Annotated in this window: 12 protein-coding genes; 5 read left to right on the forward strand and 7 right to left on the reverse strand. The window is 69.4% G+C overall.

The features are described from left to right. Nucleotides 1–83 precede the first annotated feature (83 nt). Nucleotides 84–572, forward strand: coding sequence for a beta-class carbonic anhydrase (locus ACFWX1_RS33915; RefSeq protein ID WP_378393845.1), 489 nt, complete (start codon nt 84–86; stop codon nt 570–572). A 33-nt stretch (nt 573–605) separates the two neighbouring features. Here ACFWX1_RS33915 and rho read toward each other — a convergent pair whose 3' ends face one another. The 6 genes from rho to ACFWX1_RS33945 form a co-directional block, all read right to left on the reverse strand. Continuing rightward, nucleotides 606–1,685, reverse strand: a complete 1,080-nt coding sequence (rho, locus tag ACFWX1_RS33920) for a transcription termination factor Rho (protein WP_378393846.1) — start codon at nt 1,683–1,685, stop codon at nt 606–608. 240 nt (nt 1,686–1,925) lie between these two features. Further along, nucleotides 1,926–2,897, reverse strand: coding sequence for a YncE family protein (locus tag ACFWX1_RS33925; protein ID WP_378393847.1), 972 nt, complete (start codon nt 2,895–2,897; stop codon nt 1,926–1,928). Beyond that, nucleotides 2,890–4,074 (reverse strand): exo-alpha-sialidase, encoded by a 1,185-nt coding sequence (locus ACFWX1_RS33930; protein WP_378393848.1) that lies wholly within the window; start codon nt 4,072–4,074, stop codon nt 2,890–2,892. The genes ACFWX1_RS33925 and ACFWX1_RS33930 overlap by 8 nt, the downstream gene beginning before the upstream one ends. Before the next feature lie 131 nt (nt 4,075–4,205). Continuing rightward, a complete protein-coding gene (locus ACFWX1_RS33935; RefSeq protein WP_378393849.1) occupies nt 4,206–5,612 on the reverse strand; it encodes a polysaccharide lyase 6 family protein in 1,407 nt (468 codons plus the stop codon). A 97-nt stretch (nt 5,613–5,709) separates the two neighbouring features. Next, nucleotides 5,710–6,537 (reverse strand): hypothetical protein, encoded by an 828-nt coding sequence (locus ACFWX1_RS33940; protein ID WP_378393850.1) that lies wholly within the window; start codon nt 6,535–6,537, stop codon nt 5,710–5,712. A 239-nt stretch (nt 6,538–6,776) separates the two neighbouring features. Further along, complete coding sequence (locus ACFWX1_RS33945) at nt 6,777–7,979, reverse strand: cytochrome P450 (RefSeq protein WP_378393851.1); 1,203 nt, start codon at nt 7,977–7,979, stop codon at nt 6,777–6,779. A gap of 149 nt (nt 7,980–8,128) precedes the next feature. On the opposite strand from ACFWX1_RS33945, the gene ACFWX1_RS33950 reads away from it, so the two are divergent. From ACFWX1_RS33950 to ACFWX1_RS33965, 4 genes are all read left to right on the forward strand, one after another. Continuing rightward, on the forward strand, nt 8,129–9,298 hold the full coding sequence (locus ACFWX1_RS33950; protein WP_378393852.1) for an epoxide hydrolase family protein: 1,170 nt from the start codon (nt 8,129–8,131) through the stop codon (nt 9,296–9,298). A gap of 67 nt (nt 9,299–9,365) precedes the next feature. Beyond that, entirely contained in the window at nt 9,366–10,004 is a 639-nt protein-coding gene (locus ACFWX1_RS33955) for a helix-turn-helix domain-containing protein (RefSeq protein WP_378393853.1), read from the forward strand. Between the two features lie 28 nt (nt 10,005–10,032). Continuing rightward, entirely contained in the window at nt 10,033–10,923 is an 891-nt protein-coding gene (locus tag ACFWX1_RS33960) for a hypothetical protein (protein WP_378393854.1), read from the forward strand. Between the two features lie 47 nt (nt 10,924–10,970). Then, nucleotides 10,971–11,804 carry a class I SAM-dependent methyltransferase gene (locus ACFWX1_RS33965; RefSeq protein ID WP_378393855.1) on the forward strand — a complete coding sequence of 278 codons (834 nt, stop codon included), beginning with the start codon at nt 10,971–10,973 and terminating at the stop codon, nt 11,802–11,804. A gap of 43 nt (nt 11,805–11,847) precedes the next feature. Here ACFWX1_RS33965 and ACFWX1_RS33970 read toward each other — a convergent pair whose 3' ends face one another. After that, the gene (locus ACFWX1_RS33970) at nt 11,848–12,195 is read right to left on the reverse strand and encodes a DUF664 domain-containing protein (protein ID WP_378393857.1); all 348 of its coding nucleotides are present in this window, start codon (nt 12,193–12,195) and stop codon (nt 11,848–11,850) included. Nucleotides 12,196–12,573: the final 378 nt, after the last annotated feature.

Consider the following 12,573-nt stretch of genomic DNA (forward strand, 5'->3'; position numbering starts at 1 on the left):
CGGCTCAGCTCCTGGACACCGTTGCGCGTGGCCGCGAGCAGCGGTCCACTCGGTCCGTCCACCCTTCGCGCGGAAGGATCATCATGTCGGTCACCGACGAACTTCTGGCCAACAACGCCGAATACGCCGCGAGCTTCACCGGGCCGCTGCCGTTGCCGCCCGCCAAGCACGTCGCCGTCCTCGCCTGTATGGACGCCCGTATCAATGTCTACGGGGTTCTCGGCCTCGCGGAAGGCGAGGTGCACGTCATCCGCAACGCGGGTGGTGTGGTCACCGAGGACGAGATCCGTTCGCTCGCCATCAGCCAGCGGCTGCTCGGCACCGAGGAGATCATCCTCATCCACCACACCGACTGCGGCATGCTCACCTTCACCGATGACGCTTTCAAGGCCTCGATCCAGCAGGACGTCGGCCTGAAGCCCGCGTGGGCCTCCGAGGCCTTCACCGATCTGGACGAGGACGTCCGCCAGTCCATCGCCCGGATCCGCACCAGTCCCTTCATTCCCCGGAAGGACTCCGTTCGTGGCTTCGTTTTCGACGTCGCCACGGGGAAGCTGAACGAAGTCCACTGAGGCGTGCCGGACGCGGGCGGCGTGGGCTGTGGTTCATGCCGCCTTCGGCAGCGAGGAGGGCACCGAGCCGGACACGCGGTGGAGGAACTCGGCGTTCGAGCCGGTCTTACGGAGCTGGTCGAGCAGCAGTTCGGTGGCGTGCTGGCCTTCGCGGCCGAACAACGCGCGGCGCACGCCGTGGAGGACGGCGAGTTCGTCCGCCGGTATCAGCAGTTCCTCGCGGCGGGTACTCGACGCGGCGAGATCCACGGCGGGGAAGATCCGGCGTTCGGCGAGTTTGCGGTCCAGCCGGAGCTCCGCGTTGCCGGTGCTCTTGAGCTCCTCGAAGAACACCGTGTCGGCGAGCGAGCCGGTTTCGACCATGGCGGTGGCGATGATGGTGAGCGAGCCGCCGTCCTCGACGGCGCGGGCCGCGCCGAGGATCCGCTTGAGCGGATGCAGCGCGGAGGCGTCGATACCGCCGGAGAGGATGCGGCCGGAAGCACGGCCGGCGAGGTTGTAGGCCCGGCCGAGCCGGGTGAGCGAATCGAGCAGCAGGACGACGTCCTTTCCTTGCTCGACAAGCCTTTTGGCCCGTTCGACGGCGAGCTCGGCGACCGCCGTGTGGTGCGCGGGCGGATTGTCGAAAGTGGACGCGACGACCTCGCCGCGGATCGAGCGGCGCATGTCGGTGACCTCCTCCGGCCGTTCGTCGGCGAGGACGGCCATCAGGTGACATTCGGGGGCGTTCTTCGCGACCGCGTCCGCGATGTCCCGCAGTATCATGGTTTTTCCCGCCTTGGGCGGGGACACCACGAGCGCGCGCTGGCCCTTGCCGATCGGGGCGACCAGGTCGATCAGCCGCGTGGTGAGCGGCCGTGGCCCGGTTTCGAGCAGGATCCGTTCGTGCGGATGGACGGGGACGAGTTCGTCGAAGTTCGGCCGCTTCGGCACCGGATCGGCGCCGTTCACGGCGGTGATCTCGTCGGTGGTACCGGTGATTTCGTCGCCGCGGCGCAAGCCGTACCGGCGCACCACGGACATGGGCAGGGGAACGTCGTCGGGGGCGGCCGCGTAGCCGACCCGGACGAACCAGGATTTTCCTTGTACGTCAAGGATTCCGTGAAAAGACATAGGGGTCTCCCAAACAGAGATGAGGCGGCGGTGAACAGAAGAAAGCCGCGATCGAGAACCGGTCCTGAGAGGATTCCGGTGAGGGGATGCTCCCTGGGCGGCCGACGGCCGACATCCATGAGAAGCAAGGTCAGGATAGCCGGTACCGCTCCGATGCGCAACAGTGACCCCGGCGACCCACCTTCGAGTCCACTGTGGACGCTGCTCGCCGGTGCTGCGGGGAGGCCGAGCGCGACGGGGTCAGAAGCCGGTGATCACCGAGACGAGGTCGTGCAGCGGATCGGTGACGTAGACCGTGCCGGTGCGCTGGTCGACCGCGACGTCGCCGGGGTTGATGCCGAGCGACAGTTCCCCGGTGAGCTTGCTCAGCAGACCGTCGATCTTCACGACCCCGTTCGGGCCGCCGTTGGTGTAAACCGTGTTCGTTCCTTGGTGCACCGCGGCCGAGGAGGCCGCGCTGCGCAGCAGCACGTGCGGCAGCTCGGTCCGGCTCGCCCCGTCCACGATCGAGAGGTGGTGGATTCCGGAGTTGCTCACGTAGATCCGGCCGGACGCGGGGTGCACGGCGAGCCCGGCCGGGCCCTTGCCGACCTTGACGCTCCCGGTGAAGGCGTTGCCTGCGAGGTCCAGGATCTCGACGGTGTCGGTGTACAGGCTGGACAGATACGCCAGGTGCCGTCCGGAATCCACGCTCACCCCGGAGAAACCCTGGCCCGGTCCGGGCACGGTGCCGATCAGGGTGCTGCTGATCCCGTCGATGACGCCCACGGAACCGGACGTCGCACTGGCCGCGTAAATCTTGTTCGCCGCCTCGTCCGCGGCCAGCGCCGAGGCACCGGCGCCCGCGCCGACCACGCTGAGCACCTTGTTCGTCCGGCCGTCGAGCACGGTGACCGTGCCGGCCGCCGGGCTGGAGACGTACACCCGGTTCGTGGCCTCGTTCACCGCGACGCCGCCCGGCCCGTCGCCGACCCGGACGGTCGCGGTGACGGTGGTGGACCGGCCGTCCACCACCGAGACGGTACCGGCGGCGGAGTTGGCCACGTACACGATTCCGGTGGCCGAGTTCACCGCGAGAGGGCCTGGGCGATCACCGACGTCGACGGTCACGACCTGCGCCGCGGCGGCCGGGGCCGCGACGCCGAACGTCGTGACGAGGGCGGCTCCGGCCAGCGCGAACACCGTCCGTCTGCGGAGGACCGGCTCACGCATGCCTGCCTCCCGCGGCGGCGGCCGGTCCCTTGCCGAAGTAGGCGCGGCAGGTTCCGTTGTCGTAGTCCGCGGCGATTTCCAGCACGTTCGCCCCGCCGTCCACCGGCAGCAGCGTCGAGCTGTAGTTCGGGCACCAGTCGTTGTACGGTTTGCCGACCGCGACCGGCGCGGGCAGTTCGTACCACGGGCCTTCGCCGAGATTGTCGTTGGCCAGCAAGGTTTTCCCGTTGCCGGGCAGCGGGTTCCCCTTGGCGTCCACGAAGATCTGGCCGACCATCAGCAACCGGGTGCCCTTCGGCCCGCCGGGGAACAGCGTCACCGTCTGCGCGTGCTGGAAATGATTGCCGCTCGCGGTGCCGATCTGGGCACCCGGCGCCCCCGGATCACCGAAATTCGCACCGTCCGCGGAGATCTTGTAGTACGGATCGCAGTAGCGGGAGCCGAAGTTGCAGATTTCGTAGCCGAAGTAGAACCGGCCGTCCGGCAGGCCGCGCACGATCGGCATCCCGGGGCGGACCCGGTCCGGCGGGATCGCCATGGTGCGTTGCTTGGTGCCCCAGTGCACCCCGTCGGTGGACGCGACCCGGTTGAGCACCTGGGCGAACCGCGGTGCCTCGGTCTCGTCGGCGAAATGCAGCCAGAGCGTGCCACCCGCGTCCACGGTCAGCTCGGGTTCCCAGACCCCGTCGTGGTTGTGCGAACGGGCCGCCTCGGACAGGAACTGCCAGGAGCGGCCGCCGTCCTTGCTGGCCAGGATCTTGATCCCGATCCGGCGGCCCGGCCCCGCGTTCTGGCCGTAGCTCGCGGCCCAGAGCAGGGTGCCTTCCCGCAGGTCGCCGACCCGCCGCGGCAGCTCGTACAGCGTGCCGCAGCACATCCCGGCGGCACCCTCGGGGTCGCGGATTTCGCCGATCTTCTGGAAGCTGCGTCCCTCGTCGAGGCTCTGGAAGACCGGCGCGAACCGGCCGCGGCCGTCCTCGCTGGTCATCGCCGCGATGATCCGGCCGTTGCGCACCGGACCGCCGTGCGCCAGCCGGAGGAGCCGGGGGTAGGACCCCATGCCCTCCGCGAGCAACTGGCGTCCGGCAGGGGCCGGTGCCGCCGAGGCCGGGGCGAGCATCCCCGCCGCCAGCAGCAGTGTCATCAACAGCGCGAGACTGCTCCCCAGGCGTCGCATGTACCGTCCTTACCGCACGACGGCCATGCATTTACACCATCGAGTGAATAATTTGCCGGATTTTCACTCGTTTGGTGCAGAAGTGTCCGTGAGGTCCGGGGCCGCCGCGCGGGCGGCCCCGGACCCGGGTGTCACGGCGCGGCCGGTCCGACGTCGGCCTTGGTCAGCGGCCGGGCCGGGGTGGCGGCGTTGTACTGGTCGGCGCCGACGTCCTTGGCCGCGGGCCGGGCCTGCTGGTCGATGTCGAGGGTGACCTGGGGGAAGGAGCCGGTCGCCGCGCCGATCACCGGGCTGCCGGCGGCGGGGCGAAGCAGCCCGTGCGCGTCCCGCGTCAGCTTCGGGTCGATCGTGCGGTACGCGTCGGCGGGCAGGCTGCCGGCGGGGGAGCCGAACAGGATGTTGCCGGTGAAGTGCGCCGACGTGCCGGTGCCCTTGGCCGCGGCCTGGCCCTTGCCGAGCAGGACGTTGTCGGCCAGCGTGTCGTCCGACGGCGGGAACGGTTTGCCGCTCCCGTACGAGATGAGCGCGCCGGAGCCGGACAGCGTGTTGAAGGCGACCAGGCAGTGGTCCGCGGCGTCGTGGTTGGTGCCGCTCGTGGTGTCGTCGCGGACCTCGCCGCCGCCGAATTCCATCGCCGTCCCGGCGGTGTCTTCCACGACGTTGTTGACGACGACGTGGTTGTTGCCGAAGAAGCGGATGCCGGTGGTGCCGCCGATGAGGATGTTGCCCTCGACGCGCGAATCCCACCCGTGCCGCATCGACAGCGTGCCGCGGCTGTTGACGATCGTGTTGTACCGCACCACGTTGTTGCTCGACTTCACCGAGATCGCCTCGGAATCGCCGTCGGCCTTCTCGAACAGGTTGTTCTCGATCAGCCCCTTCGCGACGGCGTGCTGCCTGCCGGACAGGCCGAAGCGGATCGACTCACCGCCGTTGGTGCCCTTGAACTGGTGGTTGAAGAAGTAGTTGTGATGCACGTGGACCCGCTGCGCCATGTCCTTCGCGCCCGGCCCGACGACCTGGAGGAACACGCCCTCCTCGGTGCGGTTCTGGAACGTGTTGTGGTCGACCTCGGTGTCGTCGGCCTTGACGGTCAGATCCGCCTTGCCGGGGTTGCCCTCGAACACGTTCCGCGTCACCCGGTCGCCCGCGGCGTCACCGGGCACGGTGAGCCCCGCGTCGTTGGCGAAAACGAAGCCTTCCACCACTACGTGGGACACGCCGGTCAGGTCCAGCCCGCCCGCCCCGGTGAACCGCGTCCGCCCCGGCGTGGCCGCGGCGATCGTGATCGGCGCCCGCGCGGTGCCCGAACGTCCCACCCGGATCGGGCCGCTGTCGTAAGCGCCCGCGGCCACCTCGACCCGGTCGCCCGGCCGCGCCCGTGCCAGTGCCGCGGACAGTTCGTCCGGCGACGACGCCGTCAGCGTCCGCGTCCCCGCGGCCGCGCTGGCCGACGAGGCGACCAGCCCGCCGCCGACGGTGAGCAGCCCGGCGGCGGCCAGTACGCCGAATCTCCGGAACAGGGGGTTGCGGGCCATGGATTCTCCTTGGGTAGGACCATTTTCGTGTGATGGCGGCAGACTGGGGCGGGCGGCGCCGGGATCTCGTCGATCCACAGTGGACGTTTCGGGAGCGCTACTTGCGGCCCGCCTGGAAATTGCGGAACAGCAGATGAGTGTCGATGATGTCGGTCTTCGCGCTCTGGACCGAGCGGTAGATACCCCACTTCGGGCGGACGTAGTCACCCTGGTCAGGGATGGTCACGCCGGTGCGGCTGCCCTGCACGGCGACCGGCGCGCCAGGACCGGTGCCGTCGCGGATGACGCACGCCGCCGCGCCCTTCGAGCCGGGGGTCAGCGTCCACTCGACGGTGATCCACTTGTCGCGCAGCGGCGCGAGCCGGGTCGAGGCGATGGACGGGGAACCGGGATTCGCGTAGGCGCGGGCCTGGATCAGCTCGGTGCCGCCGTCGCGGGTGAGGTCGAGGGTCACCCACGGACCGCCGTTGGTCGACGGCGTCTTGGTCTGGAAGATGTGGGTGAACTTGCTGGTGCCGTGCAAAGTGGACGGCACGTACATCTCGTAGGAGATCGTCCACGTCTCGCCGTCGCGCATCTTCAGCGCGGTGCCGTTCTGCACCATGCCCTTGACCTCGGTGCGCTGGCGGTCGCCGCCGCCGGTGGTGTCGCGGTCGTCGGCCCAGATGTCGAACCGGTAGTGATCGCCTTCGACGTAGACGTATTTGCGGCCCGGATGCTGGTGGCCGCGGTCGGCTTCGATGCCTTCGAAGGCCTTCGTGCCGTCCGTCGCCGGGTTCGGATGCCACAGCGGCGCGGCCGCGGGTGCCGCGACGGCGCGGGACAGGGGACTGAGCGCGATCGGGGCGGCGAGGGCGGAGACGGCCAGGGTGCGCAGGGCCGTCCGCCTGGGGAATCCGCCGGGCCGGGGCTGGGAGTCCGTCATCGTCGGTGTGTCCTTCCTGACGGCGGATCGACAGGGGTCACATCGGCCGGCGGAGGGGCGCCGAGACTTTGCGGCCTCGGCGCCAGGACATCCGATGTCTTCCGGGGATGAACGTAGAAGGACGGCGGGAACGGTGTCAACGGTAATCCGGTTTCTTGGGGAACCGGTGGGGAATTCACCCTGGAAGCGCGGGCTTTCCCGCTTCAACTCGTGTGCCGGTCATCGGATCACTCGTCGGGTCACCAGGTGACGGGCAGTTCCCGCACCCCGTAGAAGACCGCGTTCTCCTTGTACGCCAGGCGTTCCAGCGGTACGGCCGGGGCCAGCGCGGGGAGCCGCCGGAGGAGGGTGCGATAGGCGATCCGCAGTTCGACCCTGGCGAGGCCCTGGCCGAGACACTGGTGTGTGCCGTAGCCGAAGGCGACGTGGTGACGGGCCTTGCGCCCGACGTCGAGCATGCCGGGGTCCGGGAAGGCCGCGGGATCCCGGTTGGCGGTGCTCTTCACGGCGATGATGCCCTCGCCCGCGCGGATGCGTGTGCCGCCGATCTCCAGATCCTCCCGCGCGACGCGGCGGGCCTCGGTGTGCGTGATGGACAGGTAGCGCAACAGTTCCTCCACCGCGCCGGCCACCACTTCGGGGTCGCCGTCGCGGACCGCGCGGAGCTGTTCCGGGTGCGCGAACAACGCGGTGACGCCCAGCGCGATCATCGCGGTGGTGGTGTCGTGCCCGGCCACCATGAGCAGCTGCCCGAGCACGGCGATTTCGCGCCGGGTCATCGCACCGGTCCGGAACTGCTCGACGGCCAGCCTGCTGAGCAGGTCGTCCTCCGGGTCGGCGGCCTTCGTGGCCACCAGATCCTCGAGATAGGCGTTCAGCTCTTCGCTGGCGGCCATCGCCTGCTCGGGGTCGGGCTCGTCCATGACGAGGGTGCGGGCCACCCGCTGGAAGAAGTCGCGGTCGGCGTAGGGCACGCCGAGCAGCTCGCAGATCACCAGCGACGGCAGCGGCAGGGCGAAGGCGGCCACGAGATCCGCCGGGTTCGGCCCGGCCAGGAGGTCGTCGACGAGCGCGTCGGCGATCCGCTGGATCCGGGGCCGCAGGGCGGTCATCTTCCGGATCGTGAAGTCCGCGGTCAGCAGCCGCCGCTGAGCGGTGTGTTCGGGCGCGTCCAGCTGCATCAACGTCTTCATCCGCGTGTCACGGGCCTTGCTGACGGCGTTGGTGTGCGGGAAGCCGGGCCACGTCACGTCGACGCTGACCCGGGGGTCGGCCAGCAGTGCGCGCACGTCCGCATACCGGGTGATCAGCCACGGCGTGCTGCCGTCCCACAGCCGCACCCGGGAAACCGGCGCCTGCCGGGCCAGCTCCGGTGCCGGGTCGAATGGGCACCCCGCGGCGCGGGGCATCGGGAACTTCGGTGTCTTCGCCTTGTCGGTCATCGGTTCTCCTCACGTCGCTTCGCATCATGGCGGCGCGGGAGACCCCGGTGATCGGACAAAACGGACGTGAACTACGTCACATTCGGGGCGGGTATGAAGCCGGGCGCCGGTGCGTCCTTACGTGGCGGCACAGCCCATAGACTGGGGCCATGTCGGACACTCCGCCTCGTCCCGAGCCGTTCGTCCCGCGGACCGCTCCCGCGGTGCTGGAGGACCTGCGCGCGCGGCTCCGGGGGACGCGCTGGCCGGACGCGCCGGAGGACGCCGGGTGGTCGCTCGGCACCGATCTCGGCTATCTCCGTGAGCTCGTCGCCTACTGGGCGGACGAGTTCGACTGGCAGGCGCAGGAGGCGGCGCTCGCCCGGTTCCCCCATTTCCGCGTCCCGCTCGGCGGCCTGGGCGTCCACTTCGTACACGTCCGGGCCGTCGCGCCGGGCGGGCCCGTCCTGCCGTTGGTCCTCAGCCACGGCTGGCCGGACTCGTTCTGGCGCTACACCAAGGTCATCCCGCTCCTCACCGATCCCGGCGCGCACGGCGGTGACCCCGCCGACGCGTTCGACGTGGTCGTGCCCGACATCCCGGGTTACGGCTATTCCGAGCGTCCCGCCACACCTCTCGACTCCATCGCCGTCGCCGGGCTGTGGGCCGAACTCATGGACGTTCTCGGCTATCCGCGGTTCGGCGCGGCGGGCGGGGACCTCGGCAGCCACGTGAGCCGCTATCTCGCCCTCGATCACGCCGACCGGGTCGTGGCCGTGCACCGCACCGACGCGGGCGTGCCCGTCTTCACCGGCGATCCGGCAGAGCTCACGCCGGAGGAACGTGCCTGGATCGAGGACGTCGCGGGCTGGAGCGCGGCCGAGGGCGCCTACGCCGCCATGCACCGCACGAAACCCCAGACGGCCGCGTTCGGGCTGACCGATTCGCCGGCCGGGCTCGCGGCATGGATCGTCGAGAAGCTGCGGTCGTGGAGCGACTGCGACGGGGACATCGAGCGGCGTTTCACCAAGGACGAGATCCTCACGAACGTCACGCTCTACTGGCTCACGGAGACGATCGGCTCGGCGATGCGCATGTACCGCGCGAACTCGCTGATCCCGCCGGCGCAACTCGCTCGCCGGGTCGAAGTGCCGTCCGGTTTCTCGATCTTCCGTGGCGATCTCGTCCGTCCGCCGCGAGCGTGGCTCGAACGCACGGCGAACGTCGTGCGGGCGACCGAGCCCGCGCGGGGCGGACATTTCGCGCCGTTCGAGGAACCGGAGCTCTACGCGGAGGAACTGCGTGAGTTCTTCCGTCCCTATCGGACCGCGATCGGCTGAAAAGGACGGCAGTATGGGGAATTACGCGACACGACGGGGCGCCCGGACCGGCGCGACGCTGTGGCGCGTGTCCTCCGACGGCCCGGAAAAGCACGTCGTCCCCGATGGTGTGATGGATCTGATGTGGTTCCAGAATCGTCTCGTCGTGGCGGGAGCCGACACCCGGACGATGATCATGGAGACACGGGCGGGCGAGGTGACGTGGGGCCTGCAATTCGCGCCTGGCGTGGCCTACGCGCTCCTCGGTGTGCCGGCGGACGAACTGACCGACCAGCGCGCCGAACTGTCGGAGTTCGTCTCGCTGCCCGGCACCTGGTCCTTCGAGGACAACGCGGCCGATGCGCTCGAGCGGGTCTTCATCGCCCTGTGGACACAGGCAGATCCGGAACGTTCCCTCCTGCGCGAGGCGGCCTCGCTCGACCGCGCGGCCCGCGAAGGCTTGAGCGTGCGGGAGATGGCGGAGTTGCACGGCCTGCCGGAGCGGTCCTTGCGCCGGCTCAGCAACCGGCTCTTCGGCTACGGCCCCAAGACACTCACGCGGATTCACCGTTTCCAGCACGCACTCCATCTGGTGCGAGCGGGCCTGCCGTTGAGCGACGCCGCGGCGACGGCGGGCTACGCCGACCAAGCCCACTTCACCCGGGAGAGCAACCTGCTCGCCGGCCGGACACCCGCCGCGCTGGCTGGCCGTTTCGTTCAATCCTGACGCCGTCGATCGATGACAAGGTTCTCGTATGAGCATCAATCTTGGTCGCGCCGGAGCGTTCATGGCTTCGCACGCGCGAGTTCTCGACCGGCGGCGCTTCGAAGCCGTCACGACCGACAACGACGCGGCTCGTCAGGCCGTCATCGACGGGCTCGACGCCTACCGGAACCCTGATGGTGGCTACGGCTGGGGGCTCGAACCGGACCTTCGTGCCACGGAGAGCCAGCCGGGAGGCGCGCTGCATGCGTTCGAGGCCATGGCCGACGCCGGCCCCGCGACCTCGCCGCACGTCGCCGCCCTCCTCGACTGGCTGGACTCCGCGACACTGCCCGATGGCGGACTGCCTTTCGCCCTCCCGATCGGCGACCCGACGGCGTGCGCGCCGTTCTGGGTGCACGCGGACCCCGCGGAGTCCTCGCTGCAGATCACGGCCGCGGTGACCGCGCAGGCCTATCGCGCGGCGCGGTGGGACAAGACCATCCCAGACCATCCGTGGCTGGCGAAGGCGACGCGCTACTGCTTCGACGCGATCCGCCGGATCGACGAAGCCCCGTTCGCGTACGTGCTCTCGTTCGCGCTCCAATTCCTGGACATCGCAACCGATACGCACGAGGAGGCGCGCGAGCTGCTCGTCCACCTTGGACAGTTCGTTCCCCGGGACGGCGCGGTCGCCGTAGTCGGCGGGGCCGAGGGCGAAACGCTGCATCTTCTCGACTACGCGCCCGAGCCAGGGCGACCGGTCAGGGACCTGCTCGACCCCCAAGCCGTGTCGGACGACCTCGACCGCCTGGAACGCGGACAGCGCCAGGACGGCGGCTGGGCCGTCGACTTCACCAGCTACTCGGCCGCCGCGGCGCTCGAATGGCGTGGTCACGCCACGGTCAAAGCCATCTCCGTCTTGCGCTCGAACGGCCGCTGATTCACCGAGGCATCCACAAAGGACACCGCTGTCGCTACGCTGCCGGTGTGAGTGGGGATACGTGGGAATGGGATGCGTCGCTCTATTCCGGCAGTGCCGCGTACTACGCGCGAGGCCGGTTGGCCTACCCGAAGGCCCTCGTCGATGCGCTGGTGAGCGAGCTGCGCCTTGACGGTTCCGGTCGTCTCCTCGACGTCGGCTGTGGTCCCGGTTCGCTGACGCTGCCGCTGGCCGGGCTGTTCGAGGAGGCGATCGGGCTCGACGCCGACCGGGACATGCTCGACCAGGCCGAGCGGTCCGCCGCCGAGGCTGGGATTCGCACCGCTCGCTGGCTGCGGCTGCGTGCCGAGGAACTTCCCGCCGGGCTCGGCACCTTCAGGCTGGTCACGTTCGCCCAGTCGTTTCATTGGCTGGACCGGCCCAAGGTCGCCGCTGTGGTACGCGGAATGCTGGCGGACGGCGGAGTGTGCGCGCACGTCCACGCGACGACCCACCAGGGTGTCGAGAGCGACGCCGAACTGCCACACCCGCGTCCACCGCACTCGGCGATCGGGGCTCTGGTGCGCGAGTACCTCGGCCCGGTGCGACGCGCGGGCCGGGGCTGTCTGCCGCAGGGCACGGCCTCCGGTGAGGACGAGATCTACCGGGCCGCGGGATTCACCGGGCCTCGGCGGATCGAGATCCCGGGCCGGGTGGTCACGCGTGTGACGGAAGATCTCGTCGCGGCGGTGTTCTCGTTGTCCAGCTCGGCACCTCACCTGTTCGGCGACGACCGAGCCGAGTTCGAAACCGAGCTGCGGCGGCTGTTGCATCGCGCCAGCCCGAGTGGCGTCTTCAGTGAACAGACGCACGATATCGCCGTCGGCCTCTGGCAGCCGTGACCGCGCCTCGGGTCCTTTGTGGATGATCGGCTTGGCTTGTCGTTTATAGCTGGTCGTGATCGAGCTTGGCGGCGGCTGCTGTGGCGGCCTGCTCGATCTTGGCGCGTCGGGCGTCCCAGAACGCTGTGTCGTGCTGCTGGGTCGCGAAGTGAGCGGTCGCCCCTGTCGAGCGATCGAGTTGTTCGCGCAGGATGTCGGCGTGTCCGGCGTGCCGACTGGTCTCGGTGAGCATGTGCACCAGGACGTTGAACAGCATCACGGCAGGGCGTGGCCACCAGGGCACGTGACCGGGCGCGTCGATGGCGAGGGCGTTGATCGTCCGAGGTCGTCCCGTCGGGGCAGGGGCTCGGGGAACGGCGCAGATCGCTACGCAGGTACTCCTTCGCGAAATCGTCGATCATGAGACACGAGCCTGCCATGCGCCAGGACAACACCTGCGGCAGCATCGAACCTCGAAGCCACCGAACACCCCATCGAACGGGACAAAAGACTGAGCCCGTACAGTCGTACACGTGCCCTGTAAGTGGTTGGTCGGGGTGAGTCGACGGATCGCGGACACGCAGGATCCGGTTCACCTGTAGGACCAAGTGCTCCCACGGCGGACGACCACCGAACTCACCATCGCCGCCATCATCATCTGGCTCCGATGTCTTACAGGACACATTTAAGTTCGTAGGTGGATGGTGTTGCGTCGTGGTGTGCGGGTGGCGTCGAGCCAGGCGGGTGGGATGAATTCGGGGAGTCCGTCGGTGGTGATGCGGACTTCCCA

This window comes from Amycolatopsis sp. NPDC059021, assembly GCF_042739895.1.
In the GTDB taxonomy this organism is placed as follows: Bacteria; Actinomycetota; Actinomycetes; order Mycobacteriales; family Pseudonocardiaceae; genus Amycolatopsis.